Raw genomic sequence first — 19,880 nt, forward strand, 5'->3', positions numbered from 1 at the left:
CAATGGCTCGTTTATGGAACCAACTTCACCGTTTGATTGGTCTGCGTGGTAAGTTTAAACTCTTTTAAATCATAGCCCTGTTGCTGAGCAATCTGGCGGTATTTGGCATAAGTTTCTTGACTCACATTTGGTGAACGCGCTAGCAACCATAGATAGTCTTTATCCGGCGTGCCAACCAATGCTGTTTTGTAGTCTGCATCATGTGCGAGTATCCAATAATCGGCACGACCAACGGGCAACCAGCGAATCCAAGAGGGTAAGAAAGTCACCTTTAACTTGCTGCCAGTAGTATCTGCTGGTTTGGCTAAGCCTTCAGCGGTAATGCCTGAACCGTCTTGCGCTTTGCATTGGTTAATCACCTTGATGCCTGAACCGTCGGTTTTTTCGACATAAGTCGCCGTCACGTCACTGGCACAATTGCGCTGAAAATACATCGGTAAACGACCTATCTCATACCAAGTGCCGGCGTATTTTTTCAGATCAACGCTATCAACTGTGGTTGGTACACTTGCAGACTTATGAATGATAGCACTCGGCTTAATGGCTAATGTCTCGGTGCTGGTTTTATCCGTCGTTGCATTAGCCGTCACATTAGCTTTAGCCGCGGTATTGACGGGTGGCGTCGCCGCATAAGCTGAAAACGCCGCCAGCGGTATGATAATTGCTAAAGCAATACCTGTGTGTTTAATAAGTCCATTCATAAATATGCGCTCCGGTATCTCTGTTATCGCTGCGTCGGCAGTTTCAGAAGAAAGATGGGGGTTTGTTTTAGAGTGATTGGTTTTAAACTCATTTTTTTTAGTTAAGCTATTTATAGCATCAGCCTGCCCTGTTGCCATATCACCTTTAATAGACTGCAGCATTAATGACTTAGTATTTGCATCGGTATCGGTATCTACATTTTCATCAATATGTATGGCAGTTGTTTTTTTCACCTTTTGATAGCTATGGGCTTTTTTATATCCGTAAGCAGGTTGTGAGCTTTTATTATTGTTATTGCTACTCACCTCATTTGTACTAGGATAGCTTTTCATATCGCTAGCTTCAAGACTGCTGCTACTGGCTTTACGATTGCTCTTCTTAATCATTGCAGACTCTGTTGCCTCGGCAAGGCTTTTTTCAACGCGTTTGTAGCCAAAATAACTGTCATGTGCTGACGTATCTGTCGCTAAATGCTTGGAATATTCTTCGTTAGCACTGTCATAGTCGTTAGCACTGTCAAAGTGGTCATAATGATAGCTAGCGTCATTACTGGCATAACCTGTTTGTAAAGCGCTATCCGCTTTAAGATGACGTTTAACTAGATAATCTTTCTTAAGGTAGCTTTTTTCAAGACAGTCTTTTCCAAGATAGTGCTGACTTGACTGGCCAGTCTGCTGCGATTGAGAACCAGCTGCCTGAGAATCAGACCATGCTGACTTAGGTAACTTATTGGTTTTCATAGGAGTACCATTTATTAATAGTAATAGTTAAAAATTCTTTATGATCAAATTCTCTGTTTAGCAGATAAGTGCAAAATAATTTTCAATACTCACTATCAATACAAAAGAAGAATAACTGAAAATTAAATGCGGTTATAACCAGTATGCGTCATAACCTTAGAAGCGCTGGGTAAAGGATAATGATAGATAAGCCATTTTTAGATAATGCTTGCTAAAAACTGACTCAGCGCCGTTTGATAATTTGATGGTTTATAGTAATAGCAATGGCTTAATGAGAACAGTGTCGCAATGTAGGAAAACGCAACGGTTTGTAAGTAATTCTATGTTTGCCACATAGAGTAAACACATAGTTACTGACTGTTAAAAGAGTTTTGAAATCAGTGTTTTGTCATGAGTTAACGCCTGCTCTCAGGCAACCTAATCTCTTGTATCAGCGCCTTAATTAACGAGCGCTTCCCCGTTAATTAAGGCTTATAAAAATAGCTAAAATATAGCGCAAAAAGCACGCGAAATACTATTGAAAAAACTGTCGGATGCCAGCGACAGCAACGCCGCCGTATTGTTCCGCGCGCGCACTCATCACTGGTGACAAACCGCCCAAAGCAATCACTGGCATATCTGCTAATACGGCCAATTCCGCCCATGCTTGCCAGCCTAGCGGCGCGGTTTCAGGATGGCTTTGAGTGACTAAAACAGGTGACAGAAACATACCAATAACAGGCGGTAATTGCTGCTCTAAACGCATATGTGCCAACTGATTCGCCGCATCAATACTCTCGGCATCGTGACAACTTACTATTAATGGATAACTTGAAGAATGGCTTAAAGCATTGTTGCAGTCAGATACATCCTTGCTCTGATGACTGTCTGACCATTGCATAAGCTGCGTCTGTGTTAAATGACTCGCTACGATTTGGTGGTTTATAGCTATCTCATTCGTCTCATTGCTATTTAGTACATCGCTTAATTTATCAGTTAATTTATCAGTTAACGCATCAGGCACAATCGCATGGATATCAGGACGTAAGCGCAACAACTGCTCCACACTATATTCTGTATCTGTATTTGTGGCTTTTGGTCGGGCATAAACCCAAGCATCTTGTTTTAGATGCGCCACATGATATTGCAACCATGCTGCGGCAGAATCAGCTGCATCGTTAAAGTGTGCCAATGGATAGGTAATCGCTATCTGTGCCGGTAAGCGCAACCATGCAAGAATGGTCTTATTGGCGGCTGGCAAATGGTAATCTCCCGCCAGTAACTTCGATTTATCCACCCAGGTTAGCGCTTGCCCTTCTAAACCTTGCTTACGATGTTTATGCGCTTCGTACTGCTGTGCGCTCAGGGCTACTCTATAGACCTGTAAGCATACTTGCTTATCACCATAGTCATGATGCAACCGTCCAAGCTTGACCGCGATATTACTCGCAATATCGATGCCCGTCTCTTCAGCGACTTCACGAATAAGCGCTTGCTTGGCAGTTTCATGACCATCTATCTTGCCGCCGACAAACTCATAACGATTGCCTTGATGCTGTAAGCCATCTCTAAACCCTAGCAAATACTGGTTTTCATAATAAATGACCGCCACCGCGACATTGACGACAGTTATTGCCTTGGTGTCGCTTACTTTATTTTCATCTAATGGATGCTTTATTGGGTTCGTCGTTTGATTTGCCATCTTAATGCCCTTTATCAATGCGTTTATCGGTGCGTATTATCAATACATCGATACTTTGTTATTTTGGTTTATAGCCTTGGTAGACTTTATAGCCTTTGTGAATAAGGCGTTATATAAGTTTACATAATAGCCGTCATTTATTTTATCAAATAGCTTGCAAAAACCGCCAATGTAAATGATAATTATTATCGTTAATAATTTACTTTATATCACTTTTCGTACTGAACTATTTATCAAAAGGAATTTACTATGAGCATGGTCATCTCTCGTTATTTAAACTGCCGTGAAAATCGCTTGCCTACGCTGCAGTCACAGCACCTATTTGCGCTGACTAAAGAGGTGCGTATTGAGCATGAAGGCGAAGAATACCGCCTACGCTTAACCCGTAACAACCGCTTAATTTTAACCAAATAAACAGACTGCCCATCTCATAAAAAAACGCCTTTTGATAAAGGCGTTTTTTATTGGATAAAATGAAATCACTTGCTAAATCTCGACTGACTAACCAACTGACCAACTGGCAGCTAGACGATTAGAATTGCCAGCTATAAACCACATCAACCGCATTTTCCGCTGCTGAAGTTGCTTCTACATAAATCCGCCGCGTTAACTGATAACGGATAGATAGGCTGTTTTGGGCATTAAAGACACCGACACCATAGCGAATATATAAATCAGGCGTCACATAACCGGTAACGTTGACGTTGGTATCCTCGCTACTGCCTGACGCATCAACGGTCAGGCTTTGTAAACCAAACACTTGACCTATCTGGTTGGTCAAAGTGCGCGTGCCACTAAGCCCAAAGCTTAAGCCTGCTGCTGCAAGGTTATTGGTCACCTGCGATTTAAAACCCTGCTCACTGATCTGCGTGGCGCTCTTATTATTAATACGACCGGTTATCAAGGCATTCATCGCTTGCTGCTGGGTGAGACCGGCATTATTAAAGACAATGATATTTGGATTTTCCGTGTTGCCTTTGACACGCACGCCGACTGTTTTACCGCTAATGTTTTTAGCCGCTTCAATGCTAAGATTGGGTTTCATCACATCGCCATTAAAGCGCACTTGACCATAATTGAGCTCTAAATTTTGCCCAAAGGCATCAATATTGGTACGACGCGATACTTGCACCACGCCTTTGGCGCGCATAACACCCGTGCCATTTTGCGTGATATGAATCGCACCGGCTAAAGGAATCACCGCGCCAAAACCACGGAAGTTAATATCATCGCCCAAGTCGATACCGATATCAGCATTGATTGACCAAGGTTTTGAGATGGCTAAAACCTCATCAATATTACCAATCAAACGCCGATCAAGCACGACGGCATCTTCGGTTTGGGTAATAATATCCTCACTGGCTTCTGGTGGACGAATGGTCGCTGATGGCACACTCACGGCGCCAGTGATATTGACGTAACGGTCACCCGGACGCACGATGATATCGATATCAGGATTAACCTCAGCCAATAACAATGGCGGCTGGGTTAATACCAAACGCTCGCCAACAATACTGAGCTTAGCCTGTAGTTTTTGTTGCCAATTAACCGTACCCGTTAACGTACCTGTACCTGTACCACTATTAAAGGTACCATCGATAGTCGCTTGCGTGCCGCGAATTTTGGCATCGACATTGACCTTTCTTAAATTCACGGGTAAATCAAGCATCGCGATGCGACCATTAACCAATTTCACATCACCGTAGAACTGCGGCTTATCGAGCGTGCCGCCTAAGCCGCCCGCCATAGTAATATTGCCTTCGAGCACCCGCATACCAGGGAAAAATGGCTTAAATACCGCCAAATTAAGCTCGTTAAGTACTAATGCGCCCGAGATGGGTTTCGGTGTTTTATAGGGGTCAATAATGACTTCGGCATAGCCACGTGCGCCATGACCGGTATTGATATCCGTACGTATTTTTAGACCATTCGGTACTGATAAGGCAATCAGTGATACCCGCTTATAAGGCAAGGTAACCGGCTGACTATCGCCATCTTGAATGAGGCCAATTTTGCCGTTATCAGAGTACAGCGTGGTATTAATCGTTGGCGGACGACCACGTTGCCAACCGACGATGGCTTTACCATTAATTTTCGCTTGCCAATCAATGTCTTTTGGTAAAAATACCGCAAACAAAGACGTATCCAAATTTTGTACGGCCAAATTAACCTGACCACTGGCAGGTGAGGCAATTAAGTTTTCACGTAAACACAGCTTGCCCGTTTGATCAGCCGCTTGCCAACAGTGGGCGGCGAGCTGTACCTTTAAGTCCGTTGATTGATTGCCTTGTTTTTTGGGTAAATTCACAATGAGCTGGGCAGGTTGTAATTGATTTAACGTCGCATATTTTGATTTGACGCGGCCTTTACCAATCACCCCTGACCAGCTGAGTTTATCGCGATTAAAGCCACCTTTGAGCTTGGCAGAGATATCAAGCTCATCATTGGCCACATCAAGATTGACCACATGCGCCTGTTCAGTCCCATTAAAGGTTGCATTAATCTTCTTAAAGCTTTGCCCTGCAACATCCAAACCTTCAGCGCTGACAATAAGCTGACTTGGGCTATTGAATAAATTGACCAGCTTGCCGCGGATACGACCTTGACGCAAAATAAAGCCCGGTAGCGCAAGACGCTCACCAACCAAGTCAATATAAATCGTTGGCAGCGCCTGTCCTGCTGGCTGCGATAAGGTCGCCCCGCCCGTCACTTTACCAGCAAGCTTATCTGAGAGCTGGTCGAGACTGGTGATATTAATCTTAGCTTGTAGCTGCTTCGCGTTACCATTGGCAGTAAGATAATTATCGCCCCAACGCAGCACCAAATTATTGGCATTTAAGCTGTCGATTAACGCATTGACTTGCTTATACTGTGCCTGTGCATCTTGCGCCTGCAAGCGTTTGAAATAACTGGCCAAGTCTTTTGGTAGACGCATCTTCGCCGCTAGGCTACCTTTGGCACTTAGTGGCTGGCCTTTTAACATACCACTTAGGTTAACTTGTTTGATATTAATGATTTGCTGGTTATCGCCCCAGCGCCCATCGGTATCGATGCTGCCTGTGATGGTACTTGGGATGTCTTTAAAGAAATAGCCCAAGTTAAAGCGATTCATCACCGCCTTGATATCCCAAGCGATACCTTTACGCACATCAACCGTACCATTAGCATCGATACTGCCTGCCGCGCCGACATGGCGGAAACGCTTGATACGAATCAGTTGAGCGTCACCACTGGCATCAATGGTGAGTTTGCCGGCTGGTAATTGCTCAGCGTCTAATACACCATCAAAATTTACCGCAAAGTTTTTAAGTTTACCCTTCGCATTAGCATTATTTTTTGGCGCGGTTTGCCACACGCCGCTGGTTTTTAAGTCACCAGTGATAATGGCCGCGTTATTCGGTAAGAAATAGCCGAGATTAAATTTATCAAAGCGACCATCGACCGTCCAGCCGATGTTTTGGCGTAAGTCGATAACACCGTTCGCCTTTACTGCACCAGCTTCACCATTGTAGTTGAGTTTACGGATACGAATCAGCTTTGGCGTCCCAGCGGCATCAATCGATAAGCTGCCTTTTGGTACATCAGCGGTATCAATGTGCCCATCGAAACGGGCGTCAAAGACGGATAGCTCACCGCCGATAATATCAACGCTGGCATCACCGCTACCCGTGATACCGATAGCGCGGCTATCTTGGCTGGCATCGAGGTTTGCTTGCAGATCGGTACTGTTAAAACTGACAATATGACGCTGACCTTTGACGCGGTTTTTACTGATATTGAGCATGCGCCCGCGTGCATTGATACGTCCTGTCAGACGCTCAAGTGGTAAATCACTACGATATTTCTTGGGTAATAAACCCGTGGTACGCGCATCAATCTGCCAAGTTAGCGGCTGTTTTTTGCTCGCTAATTGAATCTGACCTGTGCCAGATAAATCACCTACTACGCCTTTATAATTAAGACGGTTGATATCGATGACATCGCCCGCTTTACGCACACGTAAATCGTAGTTGCCTTTAGGGGCGGCATTTAGCTCGTTAATCACCGCCTTACCGTCAACTGATAAATTCGCGCCGCGCATGATGACATTTGCTTGTCCGCTTGGGCTATTAATATTGCCGATATTAGGCACATTACGACGCACAAGGTTCTGCCATTTGGCATCGATATACCAAGGCGTTATTTGCTTAGATTTAGAGGTTCTGCCACGGGCTAAGGGTTTACCTTGCACGATATTGGCATTAACGTGTTCACCATCACGCTGACGCAAATCTGCATCCATCTCTAGATTGCCAGCTTTGTTTTTATGCTGATAATGTACCGACAAACGACCATTGAGCTTTTGCGGCGCGTACGCTTTAAAATCAGCGTAATCCTTAGGAATCACCCGTCGAATATCAAAATTACTGCCGGTTGCGCGCACCTTTGCATCAAAGCTACCCTTCCAGTCTAAGATACCTTGTAGCACAAGATTACCCGCTGGCACCTGAGCATCTAAGCGATCGACGCGCAGTTGGCTATCAGCAATGATGCCGCGACCTTGATAGTGTCCTGACGGGATATCTTTGGCGGTCAGCTCAGTATTGATGCGCAGACGTATCTCTGAGATGACACCCGATGCTGTCGCCATGCCACTTTTGAGATGGATATTTTGGCTGTCGGCATAAGGAATAAGAATATCATCCCATTCAAGCTTCGCCTGAAATGGCGAGTCACTATCTAAACCCTGCACCACAAAATCGCCGCTGACATCGCTGTCATTATAGCGGCTACGGACTTTACCGACGGTGCGTTTAAGCGTACCGGTTGCGGTAATGTTCAATGGGTCGATATAAGCCTTTCCTAGCGCGCTTACCTCAGCTATAGCGCTCAAATCTAAAGGATAGTCACCTTGTAAATCTGCATGACCTTGTAAAGCACTGACTTTGACAATATCAGCGTATTGCAATTTACCGCGACCGACGTTCACCACGCTACCGACCCAGGTCAAATCACGCGCCTCAATATCATGTACGATGATAGGCTCTTTGGTCACTTGCTTATAAATGATGGTTTGTACTTTTGCTTGATCAAAACGCAAATTGACTGGCAAACTGAGGGTTCGATAATCGAACGGCTCACCCGTTGGCGGTTTGTTATTGATAATCTCAATGGTTTGAATATCAGCGTCACGCAGATGCACTTCTTTGGCAAATACCGCGCGCCAGCCTATTTTAACGTAGGCTTTATCGACTAATATCTCAAGGTCTTCGTTTGCCTCGATATCGATATCCGTAAGCCAAAGACCATCGCGCAGATTGCCACGACCATATTTAAATTTGATACCCGTCTCAGCACTGATTTTCTCTAAAATAAACTTGGTGCCTGATTCAGTACCCGCCGCATACAAAAAAATGGCGAACATAATCGCCAGTACGATAAGAATAAGCACCGTCAATTTGAGTAAAAAAGACAGCGGATACCAACGTCTTACGGCGCGGGCATCGCGTTGTGCTGGATCTTCATCTGATGGCTTGTTTGGCGGGGTATTTTTGGTCAACATGACACTCAGCTACGTTAAAGAATGATTACCAGCATGCGCTAGAATAAAAAATAGAACTGTATTTAAGACTGTAGTTAGGACTGTTTGCTGCTTACTGTTTATAAAGGCGAGCCGATAAAGAGATGCAGTCGCACCGGAATACTCTCCTCCGTCACACCAGCCGCCACATCGACACGTACCACGCCAACTGGTGATGCCCAGCGGATACCGACACCGACGCCAACTTTGGTATCTGTCTCAAAATCTTTATCATAAGCATTACCGACATCGGTGAAAAACGCCCCACGGAAACCCGGTTTAAACTCATAGTTATATTCGGCGCTACCGACGGCGAGTATTTGTCCGCCTGTCAGATAGCCTTTGTCAATCGGTGATAAGCTCTCGTAATCATAACCACGGATACTTTGGTCGCCGCCGGCAAAGAAGCGCAGTTTATAAGGCACTTCATAAAAATCATCGGCCCAAATATAACCGGTATTTAAACTGCCTAGAATTTGGTGTTTATCATCAGTTCCAAAGCTATAAAGACCGCTCACGCCCGCGCGTAGTATGGCTAAATCGGTATCACTTAATGCACTTTCTGAACCTGCTTCAAGCGAATAATACTGACGGAACCCGCGCGTAGGATTGGCAGCGTTATCGACATCAGTCTTACTCATACCATAACCGAACAACAAGGCTTGCTGCGTAGGTTTAGACGAGGTAAAGCGTACCGGAAGATTGTCCAACTCGGCCTCATCAATGCCCGTCGCTAGCTCATCTAAACGATAGCGCACAGAGTAGCTACGATCCCAGCCGTTTTCACGGCGGATATTTCGCGCTAGTCCCGCTTTTAAGGTTCTGGTAGACAAATCAAAGTTGCCTTCGCCTTGGTCGATGACCTCTTCTTCATAGGTCAAACGCGCATCCAACTTATCATTTAACGGATGCTTCCATGGTCGGCTGGCATAAAGGGCGACATTTTTTGTGATTCGGGAGACTTCGGCCTCTGCCCCTGCTTGATAGCCTTTACGATTGAGCAAATTATAATCTATCTTGGCGGTTGCACGTACACCCGTATCGGTACCATAACCAATACCGACTTGGGCATCGCGTGGTTTACTGGCAGAGACAAAGACATACAGCGGTACTTTTTTATTTTCTAACACCTCTTGCGGGGTTTTACGTCCGGCCAGTGTCGGTGGGACAAAGTTTTCATCAGCAAGGATACTTTTTTCATCAGGGAAAATCTTTTGCGCAATATTACTAATAGAGTCACTGATTTTACCCAAAATACTATTGGTTGCTTGGTCTTTTTCGTCCAATACCCGATCGCTTGGCAGTCGGCTTAAACGTTCAGCTTTTTGTTTAATGGCTTGCAGTTTATCCAGTGTTTCTTCATCAGCTTTAAACTCAATAGCAGCGATGTCATCTGGATTAACGGTCTCGCCACTATTGGCGTAGCGCTCACCCTCATTTTGGCTATTGTTATCGCCATATTGCTCAGTATCACTGACATAAGAGACATTATCAATAGCGTCAGTACCATTATCAGCAATATTGGCATTAGGGGAATTATCAAACGCCAAGGTACTGCTTTCCGTACGTTCATCGGGTGGCAAAATCGACTCGACGTTGACGGTATTGAAGTAACGGGTCGCTGATAAATCATTACTAAACTTAGTCACTGCGGGACGATAAAAAGGGTCGCCCGCTTTAAAGCCAAGCAGCTGATGTAATAAGGACAATTCCACCGGCAGTTTTTCCGGATCACGCGTCAACGTACCCGACTCTTGATCATAAGTAAAAAACACCACTTCATCAAATTCATAGCGCTCGCCGGTATTGTAGACCAGCGACACATCGGCCGTATTGTCCGGCAAGATAATATCGACCGATTTATTTAGCCAATATTGATCAAAGTAACCATAGGTATTACTGAGCGACTCAAGTGCTGCTTTACTGTCTTTATAAACGCGGTGATTAAAGATATCGCCTTCTTTTGGCGGTAAGTCTTTTTCAAGCTCGGCAAACTCTGCTTGCTCACTACCTTCGCCGCGGATATCGACAATACGGCTATCAACGCGTACTGGCTCGCCCAACTTCTCAATAATGACGTCAATAGTATCGCTATTGGTTTGGCGTAAACGCAAGGTCACTTCATAGTAACCAACGGCTTTTGCCGCATCTAGTGCCGTTTGGCGTAAACGCGGTAGCGCAGCGGTAAAATCAACCACAGACTGAACGGTAGTGTCATCGAGCGCAGCTTTGATATTCTTAAAGGGTTGAATATCATCATCCGCTTTGGTCAGTTTTGGCTTAGTATTTGGGGTACTGTTTGCAGTATTGTCTTCAGTATTACTATTTAAATTGTCCGCCGCGGCTTGTTGCAAATAAATCGTTGTTTCGACGTGTGGTAGCGCGATCGCGCCCTCATTAAAGAAGCGATTGTAAAGACGCTTAACGATATTGCCTTTTTTATTGCGTGCCTTCGGTTTGGGTTTTGCCGCTTGCTCGATACTTTCCTTGACTGCATCAATATCATTTTCATAATTAGGCAAATAATCATCAGGATTAATGCTACCTGACGTCGCATTTTCTATATTAATGGCATCACTACTATCTTCTAAAGCATCATTCACTAAAATAGCGTTATCCACTTCTGAATCAGTATTGCCGCTACTGACAGAATCACTGACATTAATAGGACGTGACATCACATCATTAGTATCGTCAGTTTCTGCCTGTTTAGCAGCCGTCTCACTTTTACCTAAGGTGTCAAGATTGCTTGGTGCTGGCAGGGTAGTCGCATCCAAGTCAACGTCCAGACCAATCGGTGGCGGCGTATCATTTAACGTCGCCACTGGCGCATCGAATCCATCCAATCTATCAAAGTCGCTATCATTATGACGTATGCCATCGATGTTATTCACGCCAGTGCTACTATTAAGGCTGTCAATATCTTGGGCGTTTTGCCTATCCATCGCCGCCAATTCACGGTCAATCTCTGCAGGCGTCATCATCTGATAGCCTTGCTGCTGCACGCTATTGACTTGCTGCTCTAAGTTTTCATTGCTATCAAATGCTTGGTTGTTGCCTAGATTATCCAAGCCCTCACCAATGTTGTTAGCAATGTTATTAGCAAAGTCATTAACACTATCGATATCATTATTTGATAACTGCGAGTTATCCGTGTTATTTGTTTGCGTGCTAGGGTTTTTCTTAGCGCCAGTTTCTGATTTTTTTGCATTAGGCTTTTTGATACCTAGGTTTTGCTCGCTATAATCATCCAATACCGATTGATCGATAATACCTTGTTCGACGGCCTTTTTTAGGCGCAAGGCATCTAAAGCGATATCAAGCTGGCTATCTTCATACGCATCACTTTCGATATTTTTAATAACTTGGCTACTACTTGGATTATTGGCAGTACTAGTGTTTAAATCGGTAGCGGCAAAGGCGGCAGGTGCCATACCAACACTCACGCCAAAACCAACCAAGCTTGTGGTCAACGCACTAAAAATTGCCGTCCGCGTAAAGTAAACGCGCGGATTACCGTTACTAAGATGAGTAAGCTTAACGGAGTGCGGCGGCATGTCTGACGTATCACGCGGCATAACCGATAAGGGGCGCGCTAGAGTTGAAGGCTGATGTTTCATATTTAGTTCCTATCACCTCACGCGGCACAAGGTTACGGTCGATTACAATCGCCCCGTTTTACCGGTGAATAAACGTAGAGCAGTTAACTGAGATTATGGGTTTGGTCGGCTAAAATTTACAAATCATAACTTAGTTAATTATCAAATCATAGCATCGGGCGCATGTATTTTTACCAAACCCTTGCTATTATACGGCTTAACATTGATAAAACCTATGCTATATTTCGATAAGTTTTTGATACTGTTGATAATTGCCTATATATCAATCACTGCATTTTACCTTGTTCTCACTATACTAGCTGCGACCCATCTGTAGGAATTTTCATGGCCAATCAGTTTCAATTATTTAAGCGCCGCCGTTTTAGCGCCATGTTTTTCACCCAGTTTTTGGGCGCGTTCAATGACAATATCTTTAAGCAGGCGCTGATATTGGTGCTGACTTACACCGCTGCCAGTCAGCTGGGCATGGAAGTCAGTATCTTAAATAACTTAGCGGCGATGTTGTTTATTTTGCCGTATTTTTTATTTTCAGCCTTGGCAGGTCAAATCGCCGATAAGTTTGAAAAATCAAAACTGACGCGATTGATTAAATTGCTTGAGATATCCATCATGATCATTGCCGCAGTAGGCTTTGTCTTTGAGTGGTATGCGCTATTATTTGTGGCGCTGTTTTTGATGGGGACACAATCGACGTTTTTTGGTCCGATTAAGTATGCCTATTTGCCGCAAGCAATGAAAGAAAATGAGCTGGTCGGTGCCAATGGTTTGTTCCAAATGGGCACCTCGCTTGCCATCTTGCTCGGTATGATTATCGCCGGGGTATTGACCCAGATAACACAGCCGCTATTTTGGATTAGTGTCACTGTGCTATTTGTAGCGGCGATAGGTTATTTTGCCGCCCGTTTTATTACAACCATGCCAGCGATGCAGCCTGACCTGAAGATTAATTGGAACATCTTTACCACCAGCATGGCGACGGTGCGCTATTTATACTCCTTGCCTTTTTTATTCTTTGTCATACTTGGTAATAGCTGGTTTTGGTTTTATGGGGCGACGTTTTTGACCCAAACGCCAGAGTTCAGCAAAGTCATTTTGCATGGCGATGAGTCCGTGGTTATTTTCCTATTGACGCTATTTTCGGTTGGCGTATCGATTGGTTCGCTACTGTGTAAATCATTGACCAAAAACCAAGTCAGTCTGCGCTTATTACCCTTTGGTATCGCTGGTCTTAGTATATTTGCCATTGATTTATATTTTTCTTTGTCAGGGTTGAATATTGATGTTAATACAGAGGCGTTACTCGGTATTGGTGATTTATGGGGTATGAGCGGTAGCTGGCGTGTGTTTGCCGACCTGTTCTTTTTGGGCTTTAGTGGCGGCTTATATATCGTGCCTTTATATGCCTCTATGCAAGCTTATGCGCCAAAAAGCCATCGTGCACGCATCGTCGGTGCCAATAATATCTTTAACGCCATCTTTATGGTGAGCTCGGCGATTTTTTCGATTGTGGTATTAAATGCGTTAGGTCTAACCCTACCGCAATTGTTCTTAGTCACCGGCATATTAAATCTTGTCTTTGGGGTGTTTTTATACCTGAAACTTAATAAACATATTAAGCAAGCAGTCATCCAAACCCATGATGACGAACGTAATCGACAAGATTAAAGATGTTGGCAATATGAGCTAACAGCCCTGTGAATAGATATTATAAATGAATCATCAAGCTATTAATTTTGCTGCCGACATTCTATATTGTTTGTTATAGTTGTTTGCTATAGTAAGGCTTATCAGCAAATCAGGCAGCTTACAAACAGTGCTGGCTATGCACATAAAAGTGCTGTCGTAAGAAAAATGTAGATAGCTAAAACCTGTTAATCGTAAATATATTTATAATAAACACAGCCATCAGGAGTGAACCATGGCCCTGCGTCCCTTATCAAAAATTGATCAGCTGTTACTTGGGGTAGACAAGGCATTGCGAGCGGTCGTACCGCATTCAAATCCTAGCACCCGCCCCCTGCCCGTGAGTAGTGATGAGATTCCTGAGCTCAGTATTACTGAGGCGCGTCATGTCGCAGGCTTGATGCGTATCAACCATACTGGCGAAGTATGCGCTCAAGGGCTATATCACGGGCAAGCGTTTGCGGCAAAAGACGATAACGTCAAGCAAGCGATGCAACAGTCGGCTGAAGAAGAAGTCGATCATCTGGTATGGTGCGAGACCCGTTTGGATGAGCTTGGCAGCCACCCTAGTCTTTTTACGCCATTATGGTATGGCATGTCTTTCGGGCTTGGCGCGGTAGCAGGTGCTATCTCCAATGAGTTTAGTTTGGGCTTTGTCGCAGAAACTGAAGCACAAGTCAGCGAGCATTTGCAAGACCATATTGGGCAATTACCACCACAAGATAAACGCTCAAGAGAAATACTGGCGCAAATGGACATTGAGGAATTGCACCATCGCGAGCTGGCACTGGCCAATGGCGGCGCGGCATTGTCGCCACCGGTACGTCATAGCATGCGCTGGATGGCCAATCGCATGAAAGCCACCGCTTATCATCTATAACCGTTTATCCTCTATAATAAGCACTAGTATATAGCCACTATTATATTAGGATAAGTCTTTGCGATAACAGCTAGCGATAACGGGTTATTATTCATTTTTAACAATCCTACTACTGTTAGCACTCAGATTAATTTGCTAGGGTATGAAAAATTTGTACGATTTTACGGAATGCTAAGACATAACCACTAATCAATGGATGGATTGATAACTAACGATTCAGCAAACAAAATGACTATTAAACAAATTTATTATTAAATAAATAAGGTAACTATTTTTATGAAAGCGATTAACCACCCTACTACCTCTCACAAAGCACCGAAGTTTGCGACTTTAACTGCATTAGCCGCTGCCTGTGCCATGATGCTATCTGCCCCTGTTCATGCAGCAGAAGCTGATACCGCAGCAGCTGCTTCTGCCACTACCGCAGTACCTAGCGCAATCGATTCTACTAAACGTGTGATTCGCTTAGCCAAGCCGAATACTGCTGTCAGTACGGCTCAAACTGACGCGCAAGCGAACACGGCTATTCCACAAAACAACGTTCAGCAAAATAGCATTCAACCAAATAATGTGGCGCAACCAACATTTACTCAAGGCAACAATGCCCAACAAAGCAATGTTCAACAGGCTAACGCCCAACCAAACCGTGCGCCTTTAAATACCACTAACATGGCTCAGCCACCAGCCGTACCAGCACCAAACGCCCCTGAACTGACAGGCACCACACGTGTTTATGAGCGTGGACCAATGACTGCAACGGGTATCGATTTACGTGGCGGTCAGCTGCCGAATATCCCAGCACCGCAAGTCAATATCTCAGATATTAGCTTTGTGCCGACCGTGCTAATACCGCAGCAGCAAGGACTTGGTACCGATAAGCTGGACGTCAGCTTACTCGATGACTTTATTAAAGAGGTGTCACCAAATGCGCGCCATTATCCGCCAAACTTCCCTAACCGCACCCAACGTCATAACGCCCGTGAAAAAATCAAAGTCATGACCGAATGGATTGAGCCGTATGCCAAAGCGCCAAATGCTTCCTATGACGTCTTGATTCGTGCAGCCAAGCTCAATGGCATGGGACGCAACTTAGACTTAGGCTCAGAGTACACAGTACGCGGCGGACAATATGTCGATCGTGCGATTAAACTGAAACCTAATAGTGGTGAAGCCAATTTCATCTATGGCATGATGCTCTCAGAAGGCGGCGGCTTTAAAGAAGGTCAAAAATATCTTGATCAAGCGGTCAGCCTAGGCTATACCGAAGCCGAGCAAAGCTTAGCGCAATCTGACGTATTAAGTGATCGCCGCGATAAAGCCTTAGAGCGCTTGCGCCGTTTAGCACAACAAGTGCCTGACAATGCGGTGATTCGCCAACAAATCAAACTTATCGAAGATGGTAAGTTCTATATTTGGGATATCCCTGCACCAGACGTGAATATCAAACCAAGTACTTAATAAAGAGTTATCTAAGTATTGGTTGTTTAAGTATTGATAGTTTACATATCAAGCAAAGTAACACTCATTACTAAAAATCGCGTTTAAATCCTTGTTATCAATCATTTGAGCGCGTAACTCTAGCGTCTTTGTTTTATATTGCTATGATGGCAGTATAAAATAAAGACGCTTTTTTGCGTCTAATACAAACGCTAAGCCAACTATTACTAGATTATTTACGGATTTATTTATTCGCTAAGCACGCGCCTTGCACCGAACTGACAATTTTTATGTTTTAACCTATGCTATTTTTTTCAAACACTTAGTTAAATATTAAATTCTAAACGCTTTTATTTGAGCCTGCAATGCGGCATTAAAAACTGACGGTATTTTGCGATATTTGAATATAAGCCATCAAATACGATAGGCGCAGCACAAAAGTTACGCTACACTCATGCTGATATATGAATGAGTGATTTGTCATTTATTCATGATGCATTCCTGACTATTATTCACTGGAATTACCTATGATTTTCGCTGACCCTGCCAATGCGGTACTGACGCCAACCTCTAAAAATAAAAAACCTATTGCCCTATTGGCGGTAGTTGCAGCAATGGCGATATTGCCCGCTTGTAGTACTGTTTCTGTCAATAAACAGGCGTCGGCCAAGACCATTTCTGCTCAGCGCGGCAACATCGTCACCGATAAAAAACTCAGTAGCGATACAGCCTCGGCTTTATTGTCAGCAGGGCTTAACGAGCAAGCTTGTATGCAGCAGTTTGATCTGTGCTTAACGCAGCTTACGGACAGCATGCTCAATGAGCACTATCGTCCCGCATTGGCGGTATTTGCCGAATTGCATTATGCCAAAGCACGCCAGCTCGCCGCGTCCAAAGACTGCCGCAATGCCCTTGCCCGCCCACCACTTGACCCTTATTATGCCAACGCCCCTTTAAGCGATGATGATGCCAAGGCACAGCAAAAAAGAACCGATAGCTGCTTGGTTGGTTATCAAGGCAGGCTTTTTGATGCCATCAAATCCAGTTATACCTATTTATTTTATGACAGCTTAGAACATGACTTTGAAGGCGCGGATAAAGAGATCGCTCGGTCGCAGGCGAAAAGCCGTATCCCAAGCGATGTGGATATCCAAACCCAAGATATCTATAACGCCGCCAGTAACGATGTCATCACCCAGCTCTATCAGTCGGCTGACGGCAGCAATAAAATGATGGGCAATACCAAAACAGAATATTTACCAACGACATCAAATAATCGTCATAACAGCGAGCAAGCCGCGATTGCCAATCGTACCGCCGTAACTGGTCAGCCAACCGATCAAATCAAAGTCATGAAAATGCAAATAGACGACTATAATCTCAATGTCTATTTGCCCAATGAAAATAACTATCTAAAAAACGCCAATCAACAAACCTCTGCCTTAGCGGATTTGGTCTCGACCTACGAGCTGCGCCTCTCTGGATTGAACTCCATTAGTAAACGCCCAGGTTTGGGTATCAGCTTGGTCGCCTCACTAGATGATCGCTATACCACCACCATTCGCCAACTATTGGTCTCCTCACTATCAGGCAGGCTCAATCAAGAAGCCAGCCCTCAAAAAGCCCGTAATCAAAATGCAGATGACAGCGCGAAGGATGATTTAGTAAAGGACAACTTAGCAAAGGCAAATGTAGACAGCGATGATGCCAGCACACGCATTTATCCAACCGGACATTTACTGATGACCGGTTTGATTAAGCCTGCTGGTGATAGCGTGCTCGATACCCTGAGCAGCAAGCAGCTCGATATTCATTTATATAACCCGTACCGCAGCGAGAGCGCCAATATCTTGGGCGATGACTATCCGCTTGCCGCCAACTTTTCAGCAGGATACGGCTTATGGTTGGCAGAAAATCAGCTCGATGGCGTCGGTTATTTAAACCTGATTACCCGCCAAAAAGAAGCCAGCTTACCAAAGCTCTTTATGTTAGAGCCTTATGACCCTGATAAGCGTGTCATCATTATGCTACATGGTTTGGCATCAAGCCCAGCAACGTGGGTCAATTTGACCAACGATATTTTTAATGACGACAAATTGCGTAATAATTATCAAGTCTGGCAAATTTTTTATCCAACCAACTTGCCTATACTAGAAAATCGTTACCAAATCCAAAAGCTCATCAATGCAACTTATGAGCAAACAGACCCTAAAGGGCAAAATATTGCTAGCAAAAATAGCGTCATTATTAGCCATAGTATGGGCGGTATCATCGCCCGTATGATGCTCTCTGATGAGAACTTAGTCGATGACTTAGACAGACTGGACGACCAAAATGTCCTGTCAATGAATGAGAAGCGCAAAATACGTGACGCGCTGAAAGAATCATTTGGCCAACAGCAGCTACGAGAGCGTTTTGAGCTAAAAGCCTTACCGCAAGTCGATACAGCAGTATTTTTATCGTCGCCTTTTCGTGGTACCGATTATGCCGACCGTTGGTTTACCCGTGCGCTACGCCGCATTGTTTATTTGCCCGTTGGTTTGGTAAAAACAGTCACTGATAACTTAGCAACGCTTGCCATTCAAGGCGACTTGGCACAAAACCCGCTCGGTGCGCTATATCTACAAAATGGTGCCAGTCAATTAAGCGACAAATCTTCTTTTATTCAATTAACCAAAGACATCAGTATCAATAAGCGCATCACCTATCATTCAATCATCGCCAATAACGATGCCGATATCACCAAAGGCTTGGCAGAAATGCAACCCGCCGGAGCCAAGCTCGACTTATCGCATGAGATAGCAGAGGATGATGACAGTTTAACTAGAACTATCGATACCGATACCACCAATGAGTTAGCATCTGATGAAGATAAATTACCAAGCAAGCCGCTCATTGCGGCAGTGACGGTCGATGGTGAGATTGGGCAAGCCTTAACAGAGCGCTTATCAGACGGTATCGTACCTTATACCAGTGCGCATCTTGATGGTGCAGCGTCGGAGACGGTGATTAATGGTGGTCATAGCATTCAAGAAAACCCACAAACCATTTTGACCTTACGCCGTATTTTGCATCAACAATTACAGCAATAAAACAAAGTATTAGGACATGAATATGGTTTTACTATTAGCTAGACGCACACACCTAGCTAATAGCACACACCCTCAACTTTTTATTACTCCTAAAAAGGTAAACGCCTATTGTTAAAACATGTATTTTCATATTACTGTTATGTATATATTGATAACAATATTTAAACAATGGCTGTTATTTAGAATCTATTTGACTAACATTGTAAGTACTTTATGACTAATAGGTGTGCGATAACCAGATTGTGCAACTTGCGTGTACGAATGGGCGGGCGCATAATACTTAAATACCAAATATCAGCAATACCGTCATTTGATGAATATTTAATAATTTGTAAGGATATGAATTATTCACTTTAGCTAAATAGTAACTATTTAGTAATTATAAACTAGTAGTTATGAAGGTATAGCAGCGATTACTGCTTAGATGACTGATTAGTAGTTACTAAAGCATAGCCGTTATTAACGCTATGTTAGCCAAAGGTTTT

General features: G+C 44.1%; 9 protein-coding genes. 5 read left to right on the top strand and 4 right to left on the bottom strand.

Going from position 1 to position 19,880, the window contains the following annotated elements; all coding sequences use genetic code 11:
- Positions 1 to 11: 11 nt before the first annotated feature.
- The gene (locus JMX50_RS00500) at positions 12 to 1,442 is read right to left on the bottom strand and encodes a lipocalin family protein (protein ID WP_201628038.1); all 1,431 of its coding nucleotides are present in this window, start codon (positions 1,440 to 1,442) and stop codon (positions 12 to 14) included.
- Positions 1,443 to 1,956: 514 nt separating this feature from the next.
- On the bottom strand, positions 1,957 to 3,123 hold the full coding sequence (locus JMX50_RS00505) for an NUDIX domain-containing protein (protein WP_201628039.1): 1,167 nt from the start codon (positions 3,121 to 3,123) through the stop codon (positions 1,957 to 1,959).
- A gap of 255 nt (positions 3,124 to 3,378) precedes the next feature.
- Here JMX50_RS00505 and hemP point away from each other — a divergent pair, with 255 nt between their 5' ends.
- The gene (hemP, locus tag JMX50_RS00510) at positions 3,379 to 3,537 is read left to right on the top strand and encodes a hemin uptake protein HemP (protein ID WP_227672156.1); all 159 of its coding nucleotides are present in this window, start codon (positions 3,379 to 3,381) and stop codon (positions 3,535 to 3,537) included.
- Between the two features lie 118 nt (positions 3,538 to 3,655).
- Here the strand turns inward: hemP and JMX50_RS00515 are convergent, their stop codons facing one another.
- Both JMX50_RS00515 and JMX50_RS00520 read right to left on the bottom strand, forming a co-directional pair.
- Entirely contained in the window at positions 3,656 to 8,665 is a 5,010-nt protein-coding gene (locus JMX50_RS00515; RefSeq protein WP_201628040.1) for a translocation/assembly module TamB domain-containing protein, read from the bottom strand.
- 98 nt (positions 8,666 to 8,763) lie between these two features.
- Positions 8,764 to 12,261 carry a BamA/TamA family outer membrane protein gene (locus tag JMX50_RS00520; RefSeq protein ID WP_413786805.1) on the bottom strand — a complete coding sequence of 1,166 codons (3,498 nt, stop codon included), beginning with the start codon at positions 12,259 to 12,261 and terminating at the stop codon, positions 8,764 to 8,766.
- Between the two features lie 366 nt (positions 12,262 to 12,627).
- Here JMX50_RS00520 and JMX50_RS00525 point away from each other — a divergent pair, with 366 nt between their 5' ends.
- The 4 genes from JMX50_RS00525 to JMX50_RS00540 all read left to right on the top strand — a co-directional run bounded on the left by JMX50_RS00525 (position 12,628) and on the right by JMX50_RS00540 (position 19,395).
- Positions 12,628 to 13,968, top strand: a complete 1,341-nt coding sequence (locus JMX50_RS00525; RefSeq protein ID WP_201628042.1) for an MFS transporter — start codon at positions 12,628 to 12,630, stop codon at positions 13,966 to 13,968.
- 259 nt (positions 13,969 to 14,227) lie between these two features.
- Entirely contained in the window at positions 14,228 to 14,866 is a 639-nt protein-coding gene (gene coq7, locus JMX50_RS00530) for a 2-polyprenyl-3-methyl-6-methoxy-1,4-benzoquinone monooxygenase (protein ID WP_265088573.1), read from the top strand.
- 276 nt (positions 14,867 to 15,142) lie between these two features.
- A complete protein-coding gene (locus tag JMX50_RS00535; protein ID WP_201628044.1) occupies positions 15,143 to 16,324 on the top strand; it encodes a tetratricopeptide repeat protein in 1,182 nt (393 codons plus the stop codon).
- A 506-nt stretch (positions 16,325 to 16,830) separates the two neighbouring features.
- The gene (locus JMX50_RS00540) at positions 16,831 to 19,395 is read left to right on the top strand and encodes an esterase/lipase family protein (protein WP_201628045.1); all 2,565 of its coding nucleotides are present in this window, start codon (positions 16,831 to 16,833) and stop codon (positions 19,393 to 19,395) included.
- Positions 19,396 to 19,880 lie beyond the last annotated feature (485 nt).

This window comes from Psychrobacter maritimus, from assembly GCF_904846345.1.
Taxonomy (GTDB): Bacteria; Pseudomonadota; Gammaproteobacteria; order Pseudomonadales; family Moraxellaceae; genus Psychrobacter; species Psychrobacter maritimus.

Bases quoted from the DNA above. Each gene is read 5' to 3' on its own strand.
- JMX50_RS00500 (WP_201628038.1), bottom strand. From the start codon at position 1,442: ATGAAAACCAATAAGTTACCTAAGTCAGCATGGTCTGATTCTCAGGCA.
- JMX50_RS00505 (WP_201628039.1), bottom strand. From the start codon at position 3,123: ATGGCAAATCAAACGACGAACCCAATAAAGCATCCATTAGATGAAAAT.
- hemP (WP_227672156.1), top strand. From the start codon at position 3,379: ATGGTCATCTCTCGTTATTTAAACTGCCGTGAAAATCGCTTGCCTACG.
- JMX50_RS00515 (WP_201628040.1), bottom strand. From the start codon at position 8,665: ATGTTGACCAAAAATACCCCGCCAAACAAGCCATCAGATGAAGATCCA.
- JMX50_RS00520 (WP_413786805.1), bottom strand. From the start codon at position 12,261: ATGCCGCGTGATACGTCAGACATGCCGCCGCACTCCGTTAAGCTTACT.
- JMX50_RS00525 (WP_201628042.1), top strand. From the start codon at position 12,628: ATGGCCAATCAGTTTCAATTATTTAAGCGCCGCCGTTTTAGCGCCATG.
- JMX50_RS00535 (WP_201628044.1), top strand. From the start codon at position 15,143: ATGAAAGCGATTAACCACCCTACTACCTCTCACAAAGCACCGAAGTTT.
- JMX50_RS00540 (WP_201628045.1), top strand. From the start codon at position 16,831: ATGATTTTCGCTGACCCTGCCAATGCGGTACTGACGCCAACCTCTAAA.